The following is a 26,038-nucleotide window of genomic DNA, read 5'->3' on the forward strand; positions in this document are numbered from 1 at the left end:
GGTGGCATCTATAAACTGAAAACAGCCATTTCTATAATTCCCTGCCCCGGCTGATGAAAGACGCGGTTAACACCGGTGAATTTTCTCTCTGTATCGCACAGGGGCTCCAGGTATACCAGCCGCCCGAAACGCCCTATCATATCGCGGATCTGCTGCCGGGTATTGAGATTGGCAGTGGTGTTGAGATGAGTTTCTATCACCTTCAGCACATTACGGTGGTACACGAGGTAATTGTCCGGTACTTCTGTTACCGCCAGCGAAAAATCCAGGATGCCCAGGTGGTGTTGCGGTGGTGTCGTCAACAGTTGCATGACCTGCACACAGGCTTCATTGCTGATATAGTGAAGCACGCCTTCGAAAATGACGATGGCCGGCTCTTCGGGCACATATCCCGCCTGTTTTAACATCGTCCCCAGTAAAACAATGTCGGTCAGGTCACACCGCAAAAAATGCAATGGTCCTGTTATATGTAATATTTCTTCATAGATTTTTTTCTTCTCTTCGATATAACCATTGTCCACTTCCAGTATACGGCTGATGCGGCCCGGATAATGTTCCAGCAGGTAAAGCGACAGCGGGTCCAGCCCTGCGCCCAGGATCAGCACCTGTTGTACAGGATATTGTTCCATGCGGTTGCGTATCACATCCCGGATAGCCTGTTTACGATACAGGATCATATCTGCTACCGGCGGGTAGGCACGGGTGAGGTCGCGGGAGAGGCGGCTGGTCTCACTGAAATCGATCGCGTTGACATAGGTCTGTTCCAGTGGGCTGGTATATAATCTGATAGCCTGTTCCAATACCAGTCTCGCCGTGGCGGGAACTTTTAACTTTTGGGTCATCAGAAATGGTTATTTTTATTGAATATAAGGTTTACGTGCGCATTGAAGATGCAGTCAGAACAATTACAGCATATCATTGTTTCATTAGGAATGTCAACAATATAGCATATGAAGGAACGTATAGCATCTCTCAGCAAACTGGAAAAGGAAGGAAGGCAGATTTCCCGTTTACCTTTCTCCATCAGGATCTTACTGGAAAACGTATTGCGCAATCACGACAATTTCGCTATCACCGATGAACATGTGGAGACGCTGGTCAACTGGCAGCCCACACCGCCCGACAAGGAGATCCCTTTTAAGCCGGCGCGTGTGCTGATGCAGGATTTTACCGGTGTGGCCGCCGTGGTGGACATTGCTTCGATCCGCGCAGAAGTCATCCGCCGGGGAAAAGACGGCGCTAAAATCAACCCGGCCATCCCGGTAGACCTGGTGGTGGACCACTCCGTGCAGGTTGATTTTTTCGCTACGGACTACGCATATACAAAAAATGTGGCCTATGAGTACGAGCGTAACAAAGAGCGGTACCAGCTGCTCAAATGGGCGCAACAGGCATTCGATAATTTTACCGTCGTACCGCCGGGCATGGGCATCTGCCACCAGGTAAACCTGGAATATCTGGCGCATGGCGTAATCTCCCGCGATGGCTGGGTGTTCCCCGATTCGCTGGTAGGGACCGACTCGCATACGCCCATGGTGAACGGTATCGGCGTGTTGGGCTGGGGCGTTGGTGGTATTGAAGCAGAAGCGGCCATCCTCGGGCAACCGATTTATTTCTCCTGTCCGCAGGTGATCGGCCTGAAACTGACCGGGCAGCTGAAAGAAGGCGTTACCGCCACCGATATGGTGCTGGCCATCACACAACTGCTGCGCAAGTACGGCGTGGTGGATAAATTTGTGGAAGTATTCGGCGAGGGGCTCGATCATCTCTCCGTACCTGACAGGGCCACTATTTCAAACATGTCGCCCGAATTCGGCTGTACAGTGACCTACTTCCCGATTGATGAACAGACCTTGCAGTATATGCGCCGCACCAACCGGCCCGAAGAAGTGGTGGCGCGCGTGGAGACTTATTGTAAGGAGAACATGCTGTGGCGCCATGGCAACGAAAACATCACCTACTCCGATGTGATAGAGCTTGACCTGTCGAAGGTGCAGTCGGCCGTAGCCGGTCCTAAGCGGCCGCAGGACCGTATCCTGGTGAAGGACCTGCATTCGGAATTCGAAACGCTGCTGAACAAGGAGTTTAAAAGGATGTATACTCCCGAAGGCAAACGCCGCGACACAGCGTGGCTGTCGGAAGGTGGTTCCGGTACCGCATTCACCTATGAAATCCAGAAGCACACAGAAGAAGTGGCGGTAGAAGTAGACTACCTGAAATCAGTACGCATCAAACTAAAAAATGAGGAATATGTGTTGAGTGACGGCGCTATCGCTATTGCGGCCATCACCAGCTGTACCAATACCTCCAATCCGAGTGTAATGATCGGCGCAGGGCTGGTAGCTAAAAAAGCCATCAGCCGCGGCCTGTACGTGAAGCCCTGGGTGAAAACCAGCCTGGCGCCCGGTTCCCGCGTGGTAACGGAATATCTGAAACGTTCGGGCTTACTGTACGAACTGGAAGCATTGCGTTTCCACGTGGTGGGATATGGCTGTACTTCGTGTATTGGTAACAGTGGTCCGCTGCCGCCGCATATCGCCGAAGCGGTGGATAAAGGCAGCCTGATTGTGGCTTCTGTACTGTCGGGCAACCGTAACTTTGAAGCGCGCGTGCATCCGCAGGTGAAAATGAACTTCCTCGCATCACCGCTGCTGGTAGTGGCTTACGCTATCACCGGCCGGGTGGACGTAGACCTGCTCAACGATCCGCTGGGTTATGACCCTAATGGGGAACCGGTATTCCTGCGGGACATATGGCCCACACAGGACGAGATCAACGAAGCTGTTGCCGCCGCTGTAAAACAGGAAGATTTTAAAAATACCTATTCCGTGATCTTTGACGGGGATGACCAGTGGCAGGGACTACTGGCGCCTACGGGACAGGATTATCACTGGAGCAATGACTCTACCTATATCAAGGAGGCGCCGTTTTTCCATGACCTGCCGGATATACCATCTGCCGCGGAAGATATCATCGATGGCCGCGTGCTGCTGATGCTGGGCGATTCAGTCACCACCGACCATATTTCGCCCGCCGGCTCTTTCAAGGCCGACACGCCTGCCGGTAAGTACCTCATCGACCGTGGAATTGACCCGAAGATGTTTAACTCCTACGGCTCCCGCAGGGGTAATCACGAAGTGATGGTCCGCGGCACCTTTGCCAATGTACGCATCAAAAATGCGCTGTCGCCCAAAGAAGGCGGGTTTACTACCCTGATGCCGCAGGGCATGGTGCTGCCGGTGTATGACGCCGCCATGCAGTATGCCGCGGCCAAAGTGCCGTTGATCGTCCTCGCCGGAAAAGAGTATGGCAGCGGTTCTTCGCGTGACTGGGCAGCGAAGGGCGCTAACCTGCTGGGCGTAAAAGCCGTGATTGCGGAGAGTTATGAACGTATCCACCGCAGTAACCTGGTGGGTATGGGCGTATTGCCGCTGGAGTATGTGGATGGCCAGACAGCCGCTTCCCTGGGGCTTTATGGAACGGAATCCTATTCTATTACCGGTATTGCAGACGACCTGACACCTGGAAAGATTATAACGGTAACGGCTACACCCGCTACAGGTGATCCGATCGTTTTTCAGGTCAAATGCCGGCTGAATTCCGCCATTGAAATTGAGTATTACAAAAATGGTGGTATCCTGCAATATGTGCTGCGCGCGTTTTTAAAGAAAGCGTAACGCATCAGGGAGCATAAAGGCTGACCAAAAAATAGAAATTGGTCAGCCCTTATTTTTTCTATTTACAAGGTCCATTTACATTCTTGGCTATCCCGGTTTTTACGCTCTCGACTAATGCGGCCCTTGTCATGGTTTGTATATAAGTAGCTCTTTCCTGCGTGGAAACAGTGGTAAGATCTCCCAAAGCATTCACGGCTGCAATTGTATTCGCTTCATCTAACCCATTTATTGTTATCCACCAGGTCCGTCCACCGTCTGGCATAACTGCCCATACCATGAGGTTTACGGATCCCGACGTTTTCCTGAATGGAGGTAGTCGCCAGATATCCGTAAATACTAATTCGGAAATGCCGTTTATCGCATCCTGAATGTTGGTATCGTTGGGAGTGTAATAATTGGGAACGGGCCCGGCATCCGTAATGGTAATGGTACAATCGGGATCATTCGGAAGCTGGCTTGCCTCCTCCATAATGGTCTTTTCGTTAGACATGGTATATTGTTTTTGAAATGAAAAAAACTGGGTTTCCACGGCGATTTTGCCTTAGGTGAACAGTCGCTATTTTTTGGCGAGTTCTGATATCTTTTTCCGGTCTCCTACCAGCCACACTACATCTTCCCATTCAAAAGTCATATCGGACGGCGGGTTGAGGATACGTTCGCTGCCGCGGGCGATGCCTACCACGAGGGCGTTGGTCCTTTCCCGGATACCGGAGCTGCGAATGGTTTGCCCTTTTAGCCCGTTATGTTCATCCACCACAATGCTGGTCAGGCCTACGTTGTCATCTGCCATGTCGTCGCTCCGTTCTACCACGAGTGTATTCACTACACGGTTGAATTCTTCCAGCTGTGTTTCCGTACCGATGGCCACGATCACGTCATTCGGGAATAGTTTTTCCTGCCGGGTAGGAGCATAGATGGTGATGTTTCCTCTTTTAATGGCGCCTACGTTGATGCCGTATTTTTCCCGTAGCTGGAGGTCCACCAGCGGTGTGTCGATCAGCGAAGACCAGGGATTGATCTCTATTTCGGAGACCTGTGCATCCCAGGGCAGCAAGTCGGCTGCCGGTGTTTTTTTGGCGGCATCTGCCTCTTCGCGCGCGTTCAGGTTGGAGAGGAAACGGTGTTCAATACGGCTGTAATACTTCTGTAGCTGCTGACGCAGCGCCAGCAGTACCAGCAGCATCACCAGCGAGGTGCCCAGCAATGCCTGCCAGAAGGGGAAGAACTGGTTGAGCAGGAAACCTACCAGCAGTACGGCTATCATGTTGCGGATGACTTCCACCACCACCAGTGGTCCGCGGTTGTATTTTGAGTCGAGCCACAGCGCTTTATAGGCGATACCCTGGACTTTTTTGATGGTGAGCGCGGAGATAAACGGCGCCATCATGGCGATGGCCAGCACTACGGCGATCAGCTTGGCCAGCAGCTGGTTTTCCACATACTTCGCAATGAAAGGCCCTGCGTAGTAGGTATTGAACAGGATGATGGCGATCAGCACCACGCTGTTAAGAATGATCACTTTCAGGTAGGCGTTGAGCACAATGCGCCAGTCGCTTTCCGCCTGCAGTGTTTGTGAACTGGCGGAGTAGCGGTTGAGTGCCAGCAGCCATTTTTCCGGGATGATCTTCGACAGCCAGTTGTACATGGGCGTGGAGAAACGGATCATATACGGCGTGGTGAAGGTTGTTACCGCAGACACACCTACCGCCACGGGAAACAGGAACTCGCTGGTCACCCCAAGCGTTACGCCCAGCGTAGCGATGATGAAGGCAAACTCGCCCACCTGTGCCATGCTCATCCCCACCTGCACCGCCTCTTTCAGTGGGCGGCCGGACAAGAGAGCGCCCACACCAGTGCTGATAAATTTCCCGAAGATCGTCAGCAGCGTAATCCACAGCACCGGCCAGCGGTATTCTATGATCATCTCCGGGTTGATAAGCATCCCTACAGATACAAAGAAAATAGCGCCGAACAGATCTTTCACCGGTTGTATGAGATGTTCTACTTTTTCAGAAGAGGTGGTCTCGGCGATAATGGAGCCCATGATAAAGGCGCCCAGTTCTGCAGAGAAGCCCACTTGTGTGGCCAGTATCACCATGCCCAGACAGAGGGCGATGCTGAGAATGAGCAGCGTTTCGCTGTTCATGTATTTCTCCATTTTTTTCAGGAAAGTAGGTAGCAGGAAAATGCCCGCCAGAAACCATACTGCGAGGAAAAACATCAGTTTGGCAATGGTAAATAACATCTGAGAACCCTCAAACTGTTTGCTTACCGCCATCGTGGAAAGCAATACCATCAACAGGATCACCACAATGTCCTCTATCACCAATACGCCGAATACGATTTTGGTAAAGGGCTTTTTCTTGATGCCCAGTTCTTCAAATGCACGGATGATAATAGTGGTGGACGAAATGGCGAGCAAGCCACCGAGAAAGAGGCTGTCCATCGTGCTCCAGCCCATTAGTTGACCGGTAAAATACCCGGCCACGGTGATACAGGCGATTTCAGTGAACGCGGTAATCGCCGCCGTGCCTCCCACACGCATCAGCTTTTTGAAACTGAACTCAAGGCCGAGGGAAAATAATAAAAAGATAACGCCGATCTCGGACCATATCTTTACGCTTTCTCCGTCGCTGATGGAAGGGAAAAGGTGGAAGTTAGGGCCCACGATGAAGCCGGCGATGATATAGCCCAGTACCATGGGCTGTTTCAGTCGCCTGAATAATAAAGTAATAATACCTGCCGCTCCAAGGATCAATGCCAGGTCAATAATCAATTTCGGTAGATGCATACAGTAAAAATCGATTTATAGATTGCGTGATGTACGGTTATGTCAGTGCGTATAAACGCCCTGGCATAATGTGTTAAAGCCAATTGTCGAATCGCTGAACTTCGCTAATATATTATTTTTTCAGGGGGTTGACAAGTGAAAAGTTATTGGGAAAACACAGGGTGGATGATGATGGGGAGATTTCTTGAAAAACGCCAGACTTATTTCCTCGCCAGGTACTCCGATGGCAGTATCCCAAACTGTTTCTGGAAATTGCGGCTGAAGTTATTCAACGACGCGAAGCCGGTCATTTCGGCAGCTTCATTGACTTTATAGTAGCCGCTGTCCAGCAGCATGGCGGCTTTTTTGAGGCGGGTAAGGCTGATCAGCTCATGAGGGGTAAGGTCGGAGATGACTTTTATCTTGCGGTACAGGGTAGGGCGGCTCATATTCATTTTGTCGGCGAGGACTTCCACATCGAGGTTAACATCCGTGAGATGTTGCAGGATGATCTCATGCAGCTTATCGAGGAAAGCTTCATCGGCGCGGGAGATAGCCATGCTGCGGATATGTGCGGCGGGGGAAGTGGCGAAGTGGTCCCGTACTTTTTGCCGGTTGCTGAGCAGGCTGGCGATCTGCGCTTCGAGGTGGGCGGGAGAGAAAGGTTTCTCGATATAGGCGTCGGCGCCCAGTTCGAGGCCTTCGATCTTCGATTGCAGGGTATTGCGGGCAGTGAGCAGTATCACGGGAATATGGCTGTACTCCACATCTGATTTAATCTGTCGGCACAGTTCAAAGCCGTCCATTTCAGGCATCATCACATCACTGACCACCAGCTGGATGGCGCTGTCGCGCAGCACGCTCAGCGCGGTGACGCCGTCCTTCGCGGTAACGATATGGTATTTATCCTGCAGGTCGTCGGCGATAAAGTCAAGGATTTCCTGGTTATCGTCTACCAGCAGCAGCTGTGGCCGGGCTATGATATGTTTTTCCATTTGCTGAGATTAAATTCTATTTCCTGATGTATAGGTAATGTCAGTACAAAAACATGGTGATAGTCGATGTATTGCAACTCCAGAGTGCCCTGATGCAGTTGGGCGAGCGACCGGGCGATAGATAAACCCAGACCGGTGCCAGGTTGGTTACCGGCGCCTTTGCCGCGGAAGAAGGGCTCAAATATCTTCTCCTTCATTTCAGCAGGGATGAGCGGTCCGTCGTTGTGGATACGAATGGTAAAATGTTCCGCATCGGGGGAAACGGGCAGCAGTTCTGTCAACACCTCGCCTGCGGCGTATTTGATGGCGTTGCTGGTCAGGTTGCTGATGATCTTGTTGAACGCTTCGATATCGATGTAAGCAAAAAAATCAGACACGGGAAGGGTTATACGGAACTGCAGCTCTTTCTCTTCGGCGGCGGGAATAAACTGAAGGTGTATCTCCTGTAACAACGCCGGGATAGCGGCTTTCACGAAATTCAGTTTATAGCCGTTGATCTCTGTGCGCCGGAAATCGAGCAGTTGGTTGGTCAGGTCCAGCAACCGGTTGGTATTACGCTCCATGATCTGGAGGTTTTTTTGCACCTGCGGTACTTCTCCGGAGCGCTGTATCACTTTTTCCATCGGGCCTTTGATCAGTGTCAGCGGCGTGCGTATCTCATGGGCGATGTGTGTGAAAAACTCAATTTTGGCCTGGTACAGCTCTTTCTCTTTTTCATGTTCCAGCAGTTCTATGCGGCGCTGCTGCTGCTGCCGGTTGCGTTGCCGGTAATGGCGGATGATAACCCAGATGAGGCTGCAGAGCGTGACGAGGTAAAGTGCATAAGCGGGATAGCTGGCCCAGAAAGGCGGCAGGATACGGATGGTCAGCTGCCGCGGGGCGGTGGTCCACTGACCGCTGTTGTTGGCGGCTTTCACCAGGAAATGATAGGTGCCGGGCGCCAGTTTGGTGAAAACCGCTTTGCGGTTGGCCTCCAGGTATGTCCAGTCTTTATCCAGCCCTTCCATCTTGTAGGCGTAAGGCGTGGTCTCGGGCGCACTGAAACGGAGGGCGGCAAAGTCGATGCTAAAAGACGACTGGTCGTACGCGAGTGTAATGGTATCGGTATAGTTGATGGCTTTGGGCAGCACGGGGTTACCGGGCAGCAGCGGCTTGTTGTATACCTGGAAGCCGGTGAGGTATACAGGGGGCACGTAACTGTCGGCCGGCAGACTGGCGGGGTTGAAACGGATCATCCCTTTTACGCTGCCGAAGTACATGGTGCCGCAGCTGTCTTTGTATGCTGAGTTGTAGTTGAACTGATCGTTGAGCAGTCCGTTAGCTTTCGTATATACTTTGATGTTACCGGTGGCAGGACGGAGGTGCGCCAGTCCTTTGGAGGTGGTGATCCACAGATCGTGCTGGTCATCTTCCAGCAGGTTGTACGTCATGTTGCTCAACAGGCCGTTGCGGGTAGTATACCGTACAAAGCGGCCGGTGGCCTTGTCCAGCCGGCACAGGCCTCCTTCGGTAGTGAACCATAGCTGGCGGCGGCTGTCTTCCAGTATATGGTCCACGCGGTTGTTAGGCAGGCTGGTACTGTCAGTATTATTGTACAGGTATACGCCCGTGCTGCCCGTGCGCGGGTTGAAGTGATACAGGCCGTCGCGCGTGGTGCCCGCCCAGTAAGTACCCTCGCTGTCCTTGTATACGCAGGTGTAAAAAAAGTAATCGGGCACTTCTTTTATGGGAGCGAAACCATCGTGTTCCGGAAGGTAACGGTAAAGCCCCCTTGAAGTGCAGAACAGTATTTCTCCCTGTAAGGTCTGTGTGATGCTGTAGATGAAGTTGCTGTGCAGGTCGTAAGGACCGTTGCCGGCGGCATAATGGCGGATAAACTTCCCGTTGCGCACATCCAGCAGATCGAGGCCGTGTTCGAAAGTGCCGATCCATAAGGTGTCGCCGGTGACCAGCAGTCCGTGCAGGTTGGTATGTGACAGGCCGCCACCGCCGGGCAATGGCCGGATGCGGGTGATGTTACCGCTACGTATATCCATGCTGTTTAGTCCGCCATCTTCTGTTCCTATCCACAGGCGGCCATAGCGATCGGGGCATATCTCCCGGACAGCGTTGCCGCCCAGCGCGTTTTCGCCGGTACGGGGGAAAAACTTTTCGAAAGCGGTATAGGATTCGGTGAAGTAATTGACGCCGCCGAAATAAGTTCCGGCCCAGATGCCGCCCTCCCGGTCGCGGTACAGCGTGTATACCGCATTGTCGGAGATGGAATAGGGATCGTTGTATTTTTTGCGCAGATTGATGTAACTGCTGTCTGACGGGTGGTAGATATAAATACCGCTCTCCGTGGCTATCCAGTATTCGTCCGGGCCGCGGCGCAGGAAATCGCGTACATACGTGCCCGTGCCTTCTTCCGTACGGGTGAGCAGGTCCTGGTAGGTATGCAGTCGCGTGTTGAACAGTTTGAGGCCCTGCGTGGTGGTGCCTATCAGGATCGTGTCCGGTCCGGCAGCGGTCATTTTGGTGATCCAGGTGGAGGTAGGCGTGGGAGAGTGATCGAACAGGGGATAAGCCGTGAACCGGTCTGTTTGCCTGTTATACTTTGCTATCTGCCCTTCGGGCGATGTCAGCCAGATGTTGCCATCAGCGGCCCTGCAGAGGGAGCTGGCCTGCGGATAATGTGCAGGGGCGGTTAGTCCGCCGGTGCGGGGATTGTACCGGTACAGTTTCAGGTCATCGCTGAACCAGATATTGCCGTCGAGGTCTTTGTCAATTGCGAGGATGATACCAGGTTGCGCTTTGATGGAGGTGAACTGCTCCGTGGCCGGGTGATAGGCGTACAACCCCTTGTCGGTGCCCACGTACAGCAAGCCGTCGTTGTCTTCCCATATCACCGAGATATAGTTGCCGCCGATACTGCCCGGCAGCTGCGGGTCATGGCGGAAGATACGGAAAGTGTACCCGTCGAACCGGTTGAGGCCATCCTTGGTACCGAACCACATAAAGCCCTGCCTGTCCTGCCAGGAACAGATCACCGCATTATTCGACAGCCCGTTCTCTACCTGGTAATGAACAAAGTTGACAGACTGGCTGCGTGCCGGGAAGCCGGCAAGCAACAAAAAGAAAATGACAATACATCGCAACAGCAACAATCAAAAGGTTTTTATAAAGATAATAATATCCAATCCGATTGAGGTATCAAGGTCTGCCGTCAAAAATGAGACAAATTGTAAAAAGATTGAGACGATAAGGTGTACTAGCAACCGGGGTATTCTTTTTCTTTGGAAAATAGTTTAAGCGTTTTTTGTACGCTTAAATCAATCAAAATCTATGTTATGAAAGGCGGCTATCTGTTCACCTTGTATCTTTTACTGACCATGACTGGCTTTAGTCAGCCGGCAAGACCGGACACAGCCGCAACGTTTACCAATCCGTTGCTGCCAGGTGGCCCTGATCCCTGGGTAATACGGGACAGGGGCGTATACTATTACATGGCCACCACGGGCCATAACATCACCATCCGTAAAACCAAAGCCATGTCGGCCTTAGCTGCCGCACCGGCCACCGTGGTATGGACACCGCCGGCCCAGGGACCCGACGCCCGTGATATCTGGGCGCCGGAGCTGCACCGCCTGGATGGTAAATGGTATCTTTATTACACCGCCGGTTCGTCTGACAGCGTGCACCCGCAACACACCTTCGTACTGGAAAACACGGCTGCAGACCCTACCACCGGCAACTGGACCAGCAAAGGGCAGGTCCGCGATACGGCGGCCGATGATTTTGCGATCGACGGGACCGTCTTTACGTATAAGGGGCAACGTTACTTCATCTGGAGCGGCCATAACGGTAAAGACAACGTGCAGCGGCTGTATATCGCCCGGATGAAAAATCCATGGACGCTGGTGTCCGGCCGCGTGGAAATTGCCGCGCCACAATATCCCTGGGAGAAAAACGGGATCAACGAAGGCCCGGAGATACTGGTCAACAAACAAAAAGACGTATTCCTCGTCTTCTCCGTCAGCGGTTGCTGGACCGACGATTACGCCCTCGGCCTGTTACGTCTCAAGAAAAATGGAGACCCGATGGTGGCAGCTAACTGGACCAAAATGCCGGAACCCATTCTCAAAGGTAAACCGGAAAACGGCGCTTTCTCTCCCGGACATAACGGTTTCTTTAAATCGGTCAACGGGAAAGAAGACTGGATCATCTATCACGCCAACTCCCGTGCGGGACAGGGCTGCGGCGGTCAACGGAATCCCCGCATGCAGCCCCTTGCCTGGGACCGCAACGGCCTGCCGGTGATCGGAGAACCGGTGAAAATTGGCGTACCACAACAGCAACCCGGCGGGGAATAATCTTCATTCGATATTTGATAATTGATAACTATGATTAGAAACAACCTTTTATTACTGGCTTTATCCCTCGGATTAATGTCCACGGCGCAGGCACAGCAGGACTGGAAAATTGCAGGCAATAAGATCACTTCTCCGTGGAGTGAGAAAGTAAATCCTGCGGCGGTATTACCTGAATACCCCCGTCCGCAGCTGGTGCGCGGCAACTGGAAAAACCTCAACGGATTATGGCAGTATGCTGTACGCGAAAAAAATGCTGCCACGCCCACGTCCTGGGACGGAAAGATATTAGTGCCCTTCGCCATTGAATCGGGCCTGTCCGGCGTAGGCCGTACCGTAGGAAAAGACAGTCTCTTGTGGTACCGTACAAATATCACGCTGCCAGCCGCTATGAAAGGTAAAAAAGTGCTGCTGCACTTTGGTGCGGTGGACTGGCGTACTACCGTATACGTGAATGGCAAAGAAGCCGGTTCCCATGAAGGCGGCTTCGATCCCTTCTCTTTCGATATCACTCCTTTCCTGAAGAAAGGCGCACAGGAAATCACCATCAGCGTTTGGGACCCTACCGACGAGGGTCCGCAGCCCCGAGGCAAACAGGTAAAGAAACCTAACGGGATCTGGTATACGCCGGTAACTGGCATCTGGCAGACGGTATGGGTGGAAGGTGTGGCAGACACTTATATCGCCGGCACTACGCAAACGCCTGATATCGATCGCGGAGAACTGACCGTGAATGCAGATATCCCAGGCCGCCAGCCTGGCGACGTGGTGAAGGTAACCGCCTACGACGGCAATACCGAAGTGGCTGCCGGTAACCTGGAAGCACAACCGCTGCAACTGAAGATAACCTCTCCCAAACTGTGGTCTCCGGAGTCCCCTTTCCTGTACGATCTCCGTTTTACCATTACCCGTAAAGGTAAAGTGATAGACGAAGTAAAGAGTTACTTCGCCATGCGTAAATCATCTATCGGAAAAGATAACAATGGTGTTCAGCGTATGTTGCTCAACAATCACTTCGTGTTCCAGTTCGGTCCGCTGGACCAGGGCTGGTGGCCTGACGGGCTGTACACCGCCCCCACCGATGAAGCGCTGTTATATGATATCGCGCAGACCAAAGCCATGGGCTTTAACATGATCCGTAAACACATCAAAGTAGAACCGGCCAGGTGGTATTACTACTGCGATAAGCTGGGAATGCTGGTATGGCAGGATATGCCCAGCGGCGACCTTGGCAACGGCTGGGAAATGCGCCCGGGCATCATCGACAGGGCGACCGACAAAAATCGCTCTGCTGAATCTGAAGCGTATTACCGCAAAGAATGGAACGCTATCATCAATACCCTGTACAACTTCCCTTCTATCATCGTATGGACGCCGTTCAACGAAGCATGGGGACAGTTTAAGACCATGGACATTGCCGCATGGACGATGAAAAAAGACCCGTCCCGCCTCGTGAATACGGCCAGCGGTGGCAACTTCTACCCGATAGGGCCCATTATCGACCTGCACAACTATCCGGAGCCGGCGATGCCCGATCCTGCGATCTACGGCGACAAACGCGCCATCGTGCTGGGAGAATACGGCGGCCTGGGATTGCCGGTAGATGGCCATGTATGGCAACAGAAAGACAACTGGGGATATCAGAGCTTTAAAAATGCAGATGAACTGTTTAAACGTTATTCCGCTTTCACTGACCGCCTGGAAGAACTGATTAAACTGGGCCTCTCTGCCGCGGTATACACGCAGACTACCGACGTGGAAGTAGAGATCAACGGTCTGATGACCTACGACCGCAGGGTACAGAAAGTGCCGGTAGAGCAATTAAAAGCTGCCAGTCAGAAACTGTATAATCCCGCCCTGGTAACAGTCAAACCATAAAATATGCGCTATTCCACGTTGTTCGCACTCACATCCATTATAGTTGGCTTTATACCGGCGAATGCTTACCATTCGCCGGTTTCTCCTGTTTTTAAAACACCGGTATACCAGGAGCTGCCGCTGGGCGCGGTAAAACCCCGTGGCTGGCTGCTGCATCAGTTGCAGATCATGCGCGACGGCAGCAGCGGCCATCTTGATGAAGTCCACAACAAAATAAAAAACGATAACGGCTGGCTCGGCGGAAAAGGTGATGGAGGGGAAGAGACGCCCTACTGGCTGGATGGTGCGGTACCACTGGCATACCTGCTGGATGATGCCGCACTGAAACAAAAAGTGCTACGCTATATTAACTGGACGCTGGATCACCAGCGTCCATCCGGTTATTTTGGCCCTATCACCAAAGCTGAGCGCGAAAAAAGTATATCCGTTACCGTTAATAACCCGGAAGCGGGGGAAGACTGGTGGCCGAAAATGGTGATACTGAAAGTATTGCAACAATACTACACTGCCACCGGTGACAGCCGTGTGATTCCCTTCCTGAAGAAGTATTTTCAGTACCAGTTGCAGGTACTGAAGAAATGCCCCATCGGTCAGTGGTCGGGGTGGGCCACTTCCCGCGGCGCCGACAATGTGCTGGTGGCACAGTGGCTGTACCAGCAAACCAAAGACCCTTCCCTGCTGGAACTGGCGGCGCTGATACAGCGACAGAGTTATCCGTGGACCAACTGGTTTGGCAACCGTAGCTGGGTAATAGACGCCGCCACCCAACAGGACGATCACCAGTGGATGCACCGCCACGGCGTAAATGTGGCCATGGGATTAAAAGATCCGGCGGTGAACTATCAGCGCACCGGCGACCGGCAATACCTCGATTCACTGCACACCGGCTTCCATGACCTGATGACGCTGCATGGCCTGCCTATGGGCATTTTCTCCGCCGATGAAGACCTGCACGGTAACGCCCCTACGCAGGGGACGGAATTATGCGCCATTGTGGAATCAATGTTTTCCCTGGAAGAGATCATCGGCATCACCGGCGACATCCGCTACATGGACGCGCTGGAACGTATGACATTCAACGCGCTCCCCACACAAACGACAGACGATTATAACAATAAACAGTATTTCCAGATAGCCAACCAGGTACAGGTGAAAAAAGGCGTGTTCAACTTCTCCCTGCCTTTTGAAAGGGAGATGAACAACGTGTATGGCCTGCGTAGCGGGTACACCTGCTGCACCGCCAACATGCACCAGGGCTGGACGAAGTTTGCTTCCCACCTGTGGTATGCTGCCGGTAACCAGGGCCTCGCCGCGCTGAGCTACAGCCCCAACGAAGTGACGGCGAAAGTCGGTAAACAACAGCGACCGGTCACCATTCTCGAAGAGACAGCCTATCCTTTCGATGACCAGGTGAGCTTTACTTTCCGTACTTCCGGTACCGTGGAATTTCCTTTGCAGCTGCGCATTCCGGCCTGGTGCCGGGAAGCGGTGGTCACGCTCAACGGGCAGCTGCTGCGCCGCGAAAAAGGCGGGCAGATCATCACGCTGCAGCGGAGCTGGAAAAACAACGATCAGCTGGTATTACAGCTGCCTATGGAGGTAACTGTCTCCGCCTGGGGCCGCAACTCCCGCGCCGTGGAAAGAGGACCACTCGTATATGCGCTGAAGTTAGGAGAGCGCTGGGAAAAAGCAGTCGATGAACACGAAGGAGAATATTTCAGCATATTCCCGGAAGGAGCGTGGAACTTCGGGCTATTGGAAAAAGCAGTGAAAGCGCCTGCACAGCACTTTACCGTCCATAAGGGCAAACCTGTCTCCGCCGACTTCGTCTGGAACCTCGAACATGCGCCGGTGAGCATCACCACGGCCGCCAAAAAAATACCGGCATGGCAACTGGTAGACGATGTGGCGCCGCAGCCCGTCACCGCCAGGGAGGGTACCTACAAAGGACCAACAGCCGCTGAAGAAGAAACGATCACCCTTGTGCCTTACGGTTGCACCAAAGTAAGAGTCGTAGCATTTCCCGTAGTCAGATAGGATATAGACACCAGCACTTTTTACATGTGATGACAAAACTAAAACGAAAGTAACAGCCACCCGTCGGGCAGGCCCGGGGTGGGAAACCAAAATCACCCAAACATAATCTCGTTATGAAAACACCATTACCATTTCCGGGCTTTGCCCGGAACCTACCCCTTATTGCCTTTTGTTTGCTGCTGTTGACAGATATACCGGCCTTTGCGGCGGAGATCCCTGTCACCGGTAAAGTCACGGACGAAAAAGGCAGTCCGTTGCCCGGTGTCAGCGTGAGTGTGAAAGGCACCACCAAAGGCGCTTCCACCAACGATATGGGCGCTTTTTCCCTCAATGTGCCCGATGAGCATGCCATACTCGTTTTTACCTATGTGGGTTACCAACGGAAAGAACTGCCGGTCACGCCCGGTAAACCCATGACGGTGCAGCTGGACCCTGACAACAAAGGGCTGGGAGAAGTCATCGTGGTGGGCTACGGTACGCAACGGAAAGAGTCCGTAACCGGCGCGGTATCCGCCATCACTGCCAAGGATATAGAGCGGGTACATGGTGCTACCGTCAGCGCCACGCTGGCCGGCAAGATCCCCGGTGTCAGCTTCCGTATGCCCGACGGCAGGCCCGGCGCTTCCGCCAATATCCAGATCCGTAATATGGGCAACCCGCTCTATGTGATCGATGGCATACAAAAAGATGCGGGCCAGTTCAATAACATTTCACCCAACGATATCGAAAGCATCACCGTGCTCAAAGACGCATCCGCCGCCATCTACGGCGTACGTGCCGCCAACGGTGTGATCGTAGTGACCACTAAAAGAGGCCGCATGGGAAGTGGGAACCTGATTAACGTAGATGGTTACACGGGATGGCAGAACTGGTCGCGATTCCCTAAAACAGTAGGCGCTTATGAATGGATGCTGGGCAAGGCCGAAGCGGAAATGAACCGCGAAAACCCGGGCACACAGATCACCCCGGAGGAACTGGAGAAATGGAAAGCCGGTACGGAGAAAGGTTACCAGAGCTTCGACTGGTATGACTTTATTATCAAAAGCAATGCACCGCAACGCTCCATCAACGTGAATGCTACGGGTGGCTCTGAAAATATTAACTATTATCTCTCCGTCACCCGGCTGGACCAGAAGTCGGTGCTGGGACGGGAGTTTCAGTTTAACCGTACCAACATTCAAAGTAATGTGGATGCCCGCATTACCAAACGCCTCAAAGTAGGTGTACAAATCAATGGGCGTATTGAAGAGCGCGATAATCCGGGCGTACCGGGCGGGGACGACTACTGGGCGCCCCGTTTTGCACTGTTCCGCAACAGGCCTACAGAGCGGCCCTACGCCAACGATAACCCCGCCTATCCCAATGATATCGGTCACAATACTGAAAACTGGGCGGTGCAGTCCAAAGCCATCTCCGGCTACTGGACAGAGACCTGGCGCGTGTTGCAGACCAACCTGAACGCCGAGTACAATACGCCGCTCAAAGGGCTTACGCTCAAAGGCATGTATTCCTATTACTTTGCCGACCGGCTGATGAACGGGCATGAATATACGTATGACACATATACTTTTTATCCGCAGGACAGCAGCTATCGCCGTACCGGTGGTAGTTCCAACCCGTGGCGGGAAAGAGGCACCCGTAAAATACTGGAGCAGGTAACGCAGGGGCAGGCCAACTATGCCAACACTTTCGGCAGGCACAGTATCGGCGCTACAGTGGTGGCGGAGCGTATCGTGCGCCGCGAGATAGACGTATGGCTGCATGCCGTTCCGAAAAACAATGTGCTGCCCCTGATACAGTTCGCCGATATGGACACCTATAACGACAACGACGATACGCAGGCGAGGATCGGTTACATAGGCCGCCTGAACTACAGCTTCGCAGACAAGTATTTTGTGGAAGTCGCCGGCAGAAGCGACGCTTCCTGGAAGTTCGCGCCAGACAGACGCTGGGGCTTTTTCCCTTCTGTATCTGCCGGATGGCGCATTACGGAGGAAGACTTCTTTCGTCGCCTGCTGGGCCGCAACAGCATCCTCTCTGACTTGAAAATCCGCGCTTCCTACGGTGAGCTGGGTGACGATGATATCGGTATCGGCGCTTACGATTATATGTCGGGTTACAAATACAATGTCTCCAAAGTGATCCTCGATGGTCAGGTGGTGGTAGGCTCTGCGGACAAAGGCGTTCCCAACAACCGCTTGTCCTGGTTTGTATCCCGCATCACCGATATCGGTATCGACTACTCGCTGTGGAACGGCAAGGTGACCGGCGCAGTGGATTACTTCTACCGCAAACGTACCGGTCTGCGTGGCCCTAAGTACGACATCCTGGTGCCCAGTGAAGTGGGTTATTCGCTGCCGGAAGAAAACGTCAACAGCGACGCACAGATAGGAGGGGAAATATCTGCGGCCTACAACGGCAAGATAGGACAGGTACAGTTTATGGTAGGTGGTAATTTTTCGTATTCCCGTGGCCGTTTCCTGCAGTCCTACAAGCCGCTGTGGGGCAACTCCCTGGACCATTACATGACTTCACAGGAAAACCGCTGGAGCGGCGTATACTGGGGCTTTGAAGCAATAGGCCAGTTTAAATCACAGGAAGAAATCAATCATTACCCGGTGAACGTTGATGGAAAAGGGAATAAGACACTGCTGCCCGGAGACCTGATCTATAAAGACGTGAACGGCGACGGCTTCATCGATGGACAGGACGTGCGGCCCATCGGCTACCAGACTACCGGAAATCCCACCATCGGTATGGGTTTTAACATTGGTGTGCGCTGGAAAGGTATCGACTTCTCCGCCGACTTCTCCGGTGGCTCGCTGTATTCCTATTCACAAAACTGGGAGATGCGCTGGCCTTACCAGAACAATGGCAACCTGCTGAGACAATTCTATGAAGATCGCTGGCACCGTGAAGATCCTTTTGATGTAAACAGCAAATGGATACCCGGCAAATATCCGGCGTTGCGGTACAATGATGGCGGTCACAGTAACTACAATAAACCTTCTACTTTCTGGCTCACCAACGTGCATTATATCCGCCTGCGTACCATGGAATTAGGCTATACGCTGCCACAGCCCTGGCTGGACAGGATCAGGCTGAAGAAAGTACGACTGTACTTCAATACCTATAATCTGTTCTCCATTGATAATGTAAGACAGCTGGGCGTTGAGCCGGAGATCATTGATGAGAACGGGCTACAGTATCCGCAGAACAAATTTATCAACGTTGGTTTCAATCTCACTTTCTAAAAACTACTTTATGAGAACGTATGTTTTTTATATACTGCTGATGTTGACGTTATTCGGGTGTGTGAAGAGCAATGATGATTTCCTGGACCGGTCGCCCAGCAATATCCTGCTGGACGAGCAGGTGTGGAAAGACGAAGTGCTGGTGCTGTCACTCATCGCGGACCTTTATAACCGTTATCCCGACTATCAGACCATCGAAAACTGGTCGGAGTTTGCCGCGTTCGACGAGGCGTTTGCTTCCGAGTCCGGGCAGTACGGCCGCCATAAAAATCAACAATATGGCTATGGCGCCTGGGGCTTCTGGGACTATGGTTATGTCCGGGCGCTGAACCTGTTCATCGAAAAATGCGCAAAAGCGAATCAGCTGAAACCCGCGTCCAGGGAACGTTTTCTGGCAGAAGCCCGCTTCCTGCGCGCCCATCTGTACTTTGAGCTGGTGAAACGTATGGGCGGCGTGCCGCTGGTATTAGAGCCGCTGACCTATGATTACAAAGGCGATCCCAGCGCGCTGCGCAGGCCCCGGGAGAAAGAATCCGCCATCTATGACTTTGTATTAAAAGAGATGGATGCCGTGATGCAGGTGTTGCCTGACGATGCCAACATCAAGAGCAGGGCCACCAAAGGACTGGCGCTGGCGGTGAAAGCCCGTGCCGCTCTGTATGCTGCCGCTATCGCTAAATACGGCGCCACCACCCCGCAGGTATCTTTGCCAGGCGGTGAGGTAGGTATTCCCGCATCTATGGCGGCCGGTTATTACCAGACTGCGCTGAATGCAGCCCGGCAACTGATTAACAGTGGCAAGTATGCGCTGTACAACAAAAAGCCGGATAACCTTTCCGATAATTTTGCTGCTTTGTTTTATGATAAAGGCGGTAATCCGGAAGTGATTTTCGTGAAGGATTTTAAACTGCAAAGCGGCACGGTGCAGGAATGGACGCTGGCCAACCAGCCGCGCTCTCTCGCGGAAGAGCAGCAGGGCGGCCGGTTGAACCCTTCACTGAACCTGGTACAGTCTTTTGAAAAACTGGACAACACCTTTGCGCCTTATCAAACCAATGCCGCCAACGGTGATTATATCTACTACGACAAACCAGAAGATATGTTTGCCGGCAGGGATGCTCGTTTAGCCGGTACAGTTATTCTTCCGGGCACGGAATTCAAAAGTAAAAAAGTAGATATCTGGGCAGGGTATATCCTGAAAGATGGCAGCATCGTTACCGCCAATAACTTCGGCGGGCAGGCTATGCTGGGCGGTAACCGTGTGCAGGTGGTGGGCTTCGACGGCCCGATAGACAATCTGGAGTTCAGCGCGCAGACGGGCTTCTACGTGCGCAAATACCAGGACCCTGCTGTTGGATCGGGCCGCATCGGCACTAAAAGCGAGGTATGGTGGGTGCGTTACCGTTATGCAGAGGTGCTGCTGAACGCGGCGGAAGCGGCCTTTGAGCTGGGCGACCCTAACACGGCTGCCGGTTATCTCAACCAGGTGCGGGCCCGTGCAGGCTTTACTATCCCGCTCACGCCGGCGGATGTCACTTTCGATCGTATTGTGCATGAAAGGAGAGTAGAGCTGGCTTTTGAAGGACATCAGCTCTGGGATATGAAACGCTGGCGGCTCGCCCACGTGGTGTGGGACGGACTGTCCACCGATTTAACCGCCCATCCGGAAAAGGCCCGCTCTACCAGCACCCGCGTGTTCGGCCTGTTGCCTTACCGTATCTATAACCCCGGTACACCGCAGGATGGCAAATGGGTGTTTAAAAAAGTGATCCCCAGTAATGTGACCAGCGCCCATCGGTTCAGATTGGGCAACTATTATTCCTATATCGGGGATGATATCCGGAACAACAATCCATTGGTGACCAAAAATCCTAACCAGTAAAAATCACGCACATGAGAAACAGCTTATTTATCATCATAGTTATACTGCTGGCCGTTTCCTGTAAAAAGGACAACTATGCCCCTCCCGGCACCAGCTTCAAAGGCCGCATCGTTTACCAGGGAGAAGCGGTGAATGTAGGTCACGGCGAAGTGTTTTTTGAACTGTGGGAATCCGGTTGGGGAAAGCGTACACCCATTAACGTAGGAGTAGCGCAGGACGGCTCCTTTTCCTCGCTGCTGTTTGACGGTACCTATCAACTGGTGATCCCGGGAAACCAGGGACCTTTTCTCACACTGCCCGATGGCGCCAGTCACACCGACACTACGCTGCTGCAATTGAAGGGAGATCGTACCATGGACATAGAAGTATTGCCCTACTACATGATCAGGAACGCCAAAGTGAGCGCCAGCGGGCGGCAGGTAACGGTTAACTGTAAATTGGAGAAGATCGTTACGGACACCCGCGCCAGGAACGTGGAACGTGTTACGTTATATGTGAACCGGACGCAGTTTGTAGACGGTATCAATAACATCGCTAATCAAACCATTAACGGCGGCGATATCCAGGACCCGGCGAACATCACAACACAGGTGAATGTGCCGGCCATCAACCCGGTGCAATCGTCTGTATTTGTACGGGTAGGCGTGAAAGTGGAAGGAGTGGAGGATATGCTGTTTTCGCCGGTGATAGAACAAAAATTATAACGGACAGGGAACGAGGACAGACAAAAGAGGGTATATAGATGGAAATTCCATCATCTGTTGATGCTTAATCTAGATTAAGATGCTTTCTTAATGTAAGTTATTGGGAGATAGCCATTGGGTGAACGATTTTTGTGGAGCAATAATCAGTTGAAACCATTCCTATCATTAAACTTCAAAACCTGATAACATGAACAAGATTACAGTAAAAGATGGCACAGAGATTTATTATAAAGACTGGGGTACCGGGCAACCGCTGGTGTTCCACCATGGTTGGCCTTTGTCCAGCGACGACTGGGATGCACAGATGATTTTTTTCCTGAACCAGGGTTTCAGGGTGATCGCTTTTGACCGCAGGGGCCATGGCAGGTCCAGTCAAACAGCCATTGGACATGATATGGACACCTACGCATCTGATGTGGCGGAACTGGTAAAAGCGCTCGACTTAAAAGATGCGGTGCATATCGGTCACTCCACCGGTGGCGGAGAGGTGATCCGTTATGTTGCCAAACATGGAAAGGGCCGCGTAGCCAAAGCGGTGCTGGTAAGCGCTGTTACACCCATCATGGTGAAGAATGACAACAACCCTGACGGTGTTCCGATGTCTGTATTTGATGAAATACGCGTTAACACAGCCACTAACAGGCAGCAGTATTTCCAGGACTTTACCATCCCGTTCTATGGTTATAACCGCGAAGGCGCAAAAAAATCACAGGGCATTATGGACAACTGGTGGCGCCAGGGAATGATGGGCGCTATCAAAGCACATTATGACTGTATCAAGGCATTTTCAGAAACCGATTTTACGGAAGATCTCAAAAGCGTAGATGTTCCGGTGCTGGTGATGCATGGAGAAGACGACCAGATCGTACCGATCGCGACCACCGGTGTAAAAGCAGCACAGCTGTTAAAGAACGGTCAACTGATTTCTTATCCCGGTTTCCCGCATGGTATGCCTACTACAGAGGCTGCTACCATTAATGCGGACCTGCTGGCTTTTATCAAGGCATAATACGGCCGGGGAAATTATGGAAGGCGGCCCGGGCGATTCCCGGGCCGTTTTTTATGGACACCCCTGTCAGGATTCTTAACCTAGATTAACCCGGTTTCTTAACCTGGTTCATAGGCCGGCGGGCAGGGATAGCGGAACTTTGTGTTATAAATATAAAAGTAATGGCACAGTACATTTTTCATAAAGCAGATACCCGGGGGCATGATTATCATGACTGGCTGGACAGCAAGAAAACATTTAGTTTCGGCGATTACTACAATCCCCGTAGAATGGGATTTGGTGCGCTGCGGGTGCTGAATGACGATATTCTGCCAGGAGGCAAGGGCTTTGGCCGCCATCCGCATGACAATATGGAAATTATCAGTATTCCACTCAAAGGAAGCCTGAAACATGAAGATTCAGCGGGCAATAAAGCCATCGCTGCTGCAGGCGCCCTGCAGGTGATGCATGCCGGCAGCGGCCTGTTTCACAGCGAATACAATAACAGCCAGGATGAGGTGGCCGAGTTCCTGCAAATCTGGGTTTACCCGGAAACGCTGAACACCCCGCCGCGGTATACGCTGGGCGATCTGCCGGCAGATGCCGGAAAAGACCGGCTGCATACATTTATTGCACCCGACAAGGCAGACGGTATTTATGTCCGCAGGGACGTATGGTTTAGCACCGGCCGCTTTTCCTACGATGCCTCCTTTACTTACCCGCTGCACCTGGAACAAAACGGCGTATATGCTTTCGTGATAGCCGGCCGTTTTTCCGTCGATGGCAAAGAGCTGGAAGCCAGGGATGGCCTGGGCGTATGGGACGCTGCCGCCGTTGAAGTGAAAGCACTGAGTGACGAGGCTCATATCCTGATCATGGAAGTACCAATGAATATTCACGCTTAACAAGGATCATTATGGACCAGAATATATCATTAAAACTGCTCGCTATCGGATACGATCCTGCCATCATGCAGGTAGTGGAACGACTGCTGAACAGTCATGCCGGATGGGAGGGCATTGCGGCCCTTACCAGGGAAGAAGGGCTGGAGAAAGCAGGCAGCGGCCACTACGACGCCATACTGCTCTGCGTGGGCGTCAGCGCGGCGGATGAAGAAGCCATCCGGCAGGCCGTCAGCCATCATTCTTCCTCCACAAAAGTGATAAGACATTACGGCGGTGGCAGCGGGCTGCTGGAAAACGAACTGCGCGCCGCACTCGATCATCAATAAAAAAGAATACTATGGAAAAACAAATACAGGGCCTTCACCATATTACCGCTATTGCGGCCGATGCCCAACGCAACTATGATTTTTACACCAAAGTCCTCGGACTCAGGATGGTCAAAAAGACCGTCAACTTTGACGATCCGGGCACTTATCACTTCTACTATGGAGATGAACAGGGTTCTCCCGGAACGATCCTGACTTTCTTCCCCTGGGAGAACATCACTCCCGGCCGTACCGGAACAGGGATGGCTACGGAAATTACCTACGCCGTACCGGACGGCAGTTTGGAGGCGTGGAAAGAGCGGTTGTCCCGTTTTAATGTTCCCGTTTCCGATATACAGGAACGTTTTGGCGAAGCTTATCTTTCCTTCACAGACCCTGACGGGCTTCATCTGAACCTGACAGTACCTGAATTGCCGGATACACGGTCTCCCTGGCAAACAGCCGATGTAAAGGCGGATATCGCCACCCGCGGTTTCCACAGCACTACTTTATCTTTGAAAGAAATAGACGCCACAGCGGATGTGCTCACCGATATTTTTGGTTACCGCCTGCTTTCCCAGGAGGGCAACCGTTACCGCTTCATCACCGATGCGGTGCCACAGGCGGGCATTATCGATTTGCTGGCGGTGCCTGAAGGTCAGCGCGGCTTCAATGGCGCTGGTACCAATCACCACGTGGCTTTCAGGGTGGCTAATGATGACATTCAGATGGAATACCACGAAAAGATCATGAGCAAAGGGCTACAGATCACGCCTAAAATAGACAGGGACTATTTCTATTCTCTTTATTTCAGAGAGCCGGGCGGCGTGTTGTTTGAAATCGCCACCGATAACCCGGGCTTCACCGTGGACGAGCCACTTGACAAACTTGGTTCCAGCCTCAGACTGCCCAAACAGTACGAGCCTGCCCGGGGAGAGATAGAAAAAGTATTGCCGGTATTGAAATAAATGTAAAGGAGATTTTTATGCATAAGGAAAATATTATCACAGCGGGAAATCCAGTGGCAACAGCTACGAAGGCATTGATCATGGTGCATGGCAGGGGCGCTTCGGCGGAAGATATCCTGTCGCTGGCCAAATGGTTCCCCGTTGGCGACTATGCGCTGCTGGCGCCGCAGGCCACCAATCATACCTGGTACCCGCAGTCGTTTCTGGCGCCGCCCGCACAGAATGAACCGTGGCTTTCTTCCGCGCTGGACCTCCTGAAGAAGATGACGGACCAGCTGCAACAGCAGGGCATTGCCCGGGAACATATCTACTTCCTGGGATTTTCGCAGGGTGCCTGCCTCACCCTTGAATTCATAGCGAGAAATGCTGCAAGGTATGGCGGAGCTGTGGCTTTTACCGGCGGCCTGATCGGCGACCGGCTTTATCCGGAAAATTACCAGGGAACGTTTGAGGGCACGCCTGTTTTCATTGGCAGCTCCAACCCCGATTTCCACGTGCCGGTGGCGAGAGTGACAGCATCTACCATGCTGTTACAATCCATGGGCGCCGATGTGACAGAGAAGATCTATGACAATATGGGACACACGATTATTGAAGATGAAATAAGGCTGGCCACCGAAAAAATATTCAGCTGACCGCTATTTCTTTTTCTGCAGGGTACTTCTCACTTTGCTTAAAAATTCAGGTGATACTCCAAGGTAACGTGCAATCTGGTTCTGTGGAACACGCTGCACTACTTTGGGGTATTTCTCTATAAAAGCCAGGTACCGCTGTTCCGCCGTTTGGGAAATAAGGCTGTGAAAACGCTTCTGGAGCGCAAACAGCGAACGCTGGATCAGCAGGCGGAATAAGGTCTCGAACTTGGGTATTTTTTCGTAGAGCGCTGCTTTGCTCTTATGGTCGATGATCAGCAGCTCACAGTCTTCCAGTGATTCGATGAACATGTTGGAGGGCGTTTGCTCGGTAAAGCTGGCAAGATCGCTCACCCACCAGTCCTCTATGGCAAAGGAAAGGATCGTTTCTGTTCCGTCTTCGCTCAGGTAGTAGGTACGGATACAACCTTTAACGATAAACGCTTCAAAATCGCAGATTTCGCCTTCCTGCAACAGGTAGGTACGTTTCCTGACCCGTTTGAATTTGAGCAGGGAATGGAATAACTGCCGCTCTTCCGGCGTCAGGGAGATGATGCGGTCTACGAATTGGTCAATCTGTTCGAACATAGTCTATTAAAGATAGGATATTAGTTGTTGTGATACCTCCCGCTTTTGTCCGGGAATTGATCACTATAGCCAAATGATGTACCGGAGTGTATATTGTTGATTATCA

General features: G+C 52.3%; 18 protein-coding genes. 12 read left to right on the plus strand and 6 right to left on the minus strand.

Going from position 1 to position 26,038, the window contains the following annotated elements; translation table 11 throughout:
* Positions 1–8: 8 nt before the first annotated feature.
* Positions 9–842, minus strand: coding sequence for a class I SAM-dependent methyltransferase (locus tag B5D63_RS04000; protein WP_078667455.1), 834 nt, complete (start codon positions 840–842; stop codon positions 9–11).
* Between the two features lie 108 nt (positions 843–950).
* On the opposite strand from B5D63_RS04000, the gene acnA reads away from it, so the two are divergent.
* Positions 951–3,677, plus strand: a complete 2,727-nt coding sequence (gene acnA / locus B5D63_RS04005) for an aconitate hydratase AcnA (RefSeq protein ID WP_078667456.1) — start codon at positions 951–953, stop codon at positions 3,675–3,677.
* 58 nt (positions 3,678–3,735) lie between these two features.
* On the opposite strand, the gene B5D63_RS04010 is transcribed toward acnA, so the two are convergent.
* The 4 genes from B5D63_RS04010 to B5D63_RS04025 all read right to left on the minus strand — a co-directional run bounded on the left by B5D63_RS04010 (position 3,736) and on the right by B5D63_RS04025 (position 10,588).
* Positions 3,736–4,167 (minus strand): hypothetical protein, encoded by a 432-nt coding sequence (locus B5D63_RS04010; protein WP_078667457.1) that lies wholly within the window; start codon positions 4,165–4,167, stop codon positions 3,736–3,738.
* A 66-nt stretch (positions 4,168–4,233) separates the two neighbouring features.
* Positions 4,234–6,468, minus strand: coding sequence for a cation:proton antiporter (locus B5D63_RS04015; protein ID WP_078667458.1), 2,235 nt, complete (start codon positions 6,466–6,468; stop codon positions 4,234–4,236).
* 200 nt (positions 6,469–6,668) lie between these two features.
* Complete coding sequence (locus B5D63_RS04020; RefSeq protein ID WP_078667459.1) at positions 6,669–7,442, minus strand: response regulator transcription factor; 774 nt, start codon at positions 7,440–7,442, stop codon at positions 6,669–6,671.
* Positions 7,424–10,588: a ligand-binding sensor domain-containing protein gene (locus B5D63_RS04025; RefSeq protein WP_078667460.1), complete on the minus strand. Its 3,165-nt coding sequence runs from the start codon at positions 10,586–10,588 to the stop codon at positions 7,424–7,426. The genes B5D63_RS04020 and B5D63_RS04025 overlap by 19 nt, the downstream gene beginning before the upstream one ends.
* Positions 10,589–10,771: 183 nt before the next feature.
* On the opposite strand from B5D63_RS04025, the gene B5D63_RS04030 reads away from it, so the two are divergent.
* The 11 genes from B5D63_RS04030 (at position 10,772) to B5D63_RS04080 (ending at position 25,347) form a co-directional block, all read left to right on the plus strand.
* Positions 10,772–11,794 (plus strand): glycoside hydrolase family 43 protein, encoded by a 1,023-nt coding sequence (locus tag B5D63_RS04030; RefSeq protein ID WP_078667461.1) that lies wholly within the window; start codon positions 10,772–10,774, stop codon positions 11,792–11,794.
* Positions 11,795–11,824: 30 nt separating this feature from the next.
* Positions 11,825–13,669 carry a glycoside hydrolase family 2 protein gene (locus B5D63_RS04035; RefSeq protein ID WP_078667462.1) on the plus strand — a complete coding sequence of 615 codons (1,845 nt, stop codon included), beginning with the start codon at positions 11,825–11,827 and terminating at the stop codon, positions 13,667–13,669.
* A 3-nt stretch (positions 13,670–13,672) separates the two neighbouring features.
* Positions 13,673–15,706, plus strand: coding sequence for a beta-L-arabinofuranosidase domain-containing protein (locus B5D63_RS04040; RefSeq protein WP_078667463.1), 2,034 nt, complete (start codon positions 13,673–13,675; stop codon positions 15,704–15,706).
* Between the two features lie 113 nt (positions 15,707–15,819).
* The gene (locus B5D63_RS04045) at positions 15,820–18,960 is read left to right on the plus strand and encodes a SusC/RagA family TonB-linked outer membrane protein (protein ID WP_078667464.1); all 3,141 of its coding nucleotides are present in this window, start codon (positions 15,820–15,822) and stop codon (positions 18,958–18,960) included.
* Between the two features lie 10 nt (positions 18,961–18,970).
* Complete coding sequence (locus tag B5D63_RS04050) at positions 18,971–20,842, plus strand: RagB/SusD family nutrient uptake outer membrane protein (RefSeq protein WP_078667465.1); 1,872 nt, start codon at positions 18,971–18,973, stop codon at positions 20,840–20,842.
* An 11-nt stretch (positions 20,843–20,853) separates the two neighbouring features.
* Complete coding sequence (locus B5D63_RS04055; protein WP_078667466.1) at positions 20,854–21,546, plus strand: DUF3823 domain-containing protein; 693 nt, start codon at positions 20,854–20,856, stop codon at positions 21,544–21,546.
* Positions 21,547–21,733: 187 nt separating this feature from the next.
* Complete coding sequence (locus tag B5D63_RS04060) at positions 21,734–22,555, plus strand: alpha/beta fold hydrolase (protein ID WP_078667467.1); 822 nt, start codon at positions 21,734–21,736, stop codon at positions 22,553–22,555.
* Positions 22,556–22,716: 161 nt separating this feature from the next.
* Positions 22,717–23,439 (plus strand): pirin family protein, encoded by a 723-nt coding sequence (locus tag B5D63_RS04065; RefSeq protein WP_078667468.1) that lies wholly within the window; start codon positions 22,717–22,719, stop codon positions 23,437–23,439.
* Between the two features lie 11 nt (positions 23,440–23,450).
* Complete coding sequence (locus B5D63_RS04070; protein ID WP_078667469.1) at positions 23,451–23,765, plus strand: response regulator; 315 nt, start codon at positions 23,451–23,453, stop codon at positions 23,763–23,765.
* 11 nt (positions 23,766–23,776) lie between these two features.
* The gene (locus B5D63_RS04075) at positions 23,777–24,712 is read left to right on the plus strand and encodes a ring-cleaving dioxygenase (RefSeq protein ID WP_078667470.1); all 936 of its coding nucleotides are present in this window, start codon (positions 23,777–23,779) and stop codon (positions 24,710–24,712) included.
* 17 nt (positions 24,713–24,729) lie between these two features.
* Positions 24,730–25,347, plus strand: coding sequence for an alpha/beta hydrolase (locus B5D63_RS04080; protein WP_078667471.1), 618 nt, complete (start codon positions 24,730–24,732; stop codon positions 25,345–25,347).
* A gap of 3 nt (positions 25,348–25,350) precedes the next feature.
* On the opposite strand, the gene B5D63_RS04085 is transcribed toward B5D63_RS04080, so the two are convergent.
* Positions 25,351–25,932, minus strand: a complete 582-nt coding sequence (locus B5D63_RS04085) for a Crp/Fnr family transcriptional regulator (protein ID WP_078667472.1) — start codon at positions 25,930–25,932, stop codon at positions 25,351–25,353.
* Between the last annotated feature and the right edge of the window lie 106 nt (positions 25,933–26,038).

Origin of the sequence: Chitinophaga eiseniae, from assembly GCF_900167135.1 — a bacterium.
Classification (GTDB): domain Bacteria; phylum Bacteroidota; class Bacteroidia; order Chitinophagales; family Chitinophagaceae; genus Chitinophaga; species Chitinophaga eiseniae.

What these genes read in the sequence shown, in the direction of transcription:
- B5D63_RS04000 (WP_078667455.1), bottom strand. Translation starts at nt 842, where the DNA reads ATGACCCAAAAGTTAAAAGTTCCCGCCACGGCGAGACTGGTATTGGAA.
- B5D63_RS04060 (WP_078667467.1), top strand. Translation starts at nt 21,734, where the DNA reads ATGAACAAGATTACAGTAAAAGATGGCACAGAGATTTATTATAAAGAC.
- B5D63_RS04035 (WP_078667462.1), top strand. Translation starts at nt 11,825, where the DNA reads ATGATTAGAAACAACCTTTTATTACTGGCTTTATCCCTCGGATTAATG.
- B5D63_RS04010 (WP_078667457.1), bottom strand. Translation starts at nt 4,167, where the DNA reads ATGTCTAACGAAAAGACCATTATGGAGGAGGCAAGCCAGCTTCCGAAT.
- B5D63_RS04065 (WP_078667468.1), top strand. Translation starts at nt 22,717, where the DNA reads ATGGCACAGTACATTTTTCATAAAGCAGATACCCGGGGGCATGATTAT.
- B5D63_RS04030 (WP_078667461.1), top strand. Translation starts at nt 10,772, where the DNA reads ATGAAAGGCGGCTATCTGTTCACCTTGTATCTTTTACTGACCATGACT.
- B5D63_RS04015 (WP_078667458.1), bottom strand. Translation starts at nt 6,468, where the DNA reads ATGCATCTACCGAAATTGATTATTGACCTGGCATTGATCCTTGGAGCG.
- B5D63_RS04080 (WP_078667471.1), top strand. Translation starts at nt 24,730, where the DNA reads ATGCATAAGGAAAATATTATCACAGCGGGAAATCCAGTGGCAACAGCT.
- B5D63_RS04040 (WP_078667463.1), top strand. Translation starts at nt 13,673, where the DNA reads ATGCGCTATTCCACGTTGTTCGCACTCACATCCATTATAGTTGGCTTT.
- B5D63_RS04045 (WP_078667464.1), top strand. Translation starts at nt 15,820, where the DNA reads ATGAAAACACCATTACCATTTCCGGGCTTTGCCCGGAACCTACCCCTT.
- B5D63_RS04055 (WP_078667466.1), top strand. Translation starts at nt 20,854, where the DNA reads ATGAGAAACAGCTTATTTATCATCATAGTTATACTGCTGGCCGTTTCC.
- B5D63_RS04020 (WP_078667459.1), bottom strand. Translation starts at nt 7,442, where the DNA reads ATGGAAAAACATATCATAGCCCGGCCACAGCTGCTGCTGGTAGACGAT.
- acnA (WP_078667456.1), top strand. Translation starts at nt 951, where the DNA reads ATGAAGGAACGTATAGCATCTCTCAGCAAACTGGAAAAGGAAGGAAGG.
- B5D63_RS04050 (WP_078667465.1), top strand. Translation starts at nt 18,971, where the DNA reads ATGAGAACGTATGTTTTTTATATACTGCTGATGTTGACGTTATTCGGG.
- B5D63_RS04075 (WP_078667470.1), top strand. Translation starts at nt 23,777, where the DNA reads ATGGAAAAACAAATACAGGGCCTTCACCATATTACCGCTATTGCGGCC.
- B5D63_RS04070 (WP_078667469.1), top strand. Translation starts at nt 23,451, where the DNA reads ATGGACCAGAATATATCATTAAAACTGCTCGCTATCGGATACGATCCT.
- B5D63_RS04085 (WP_078667472.1), bottom strand. Translation starts at nt 25,932, where the DNA reads ATGTTCGAACAGATTGACCAATTCGTAGACCGCATCATCTCCCTGACG.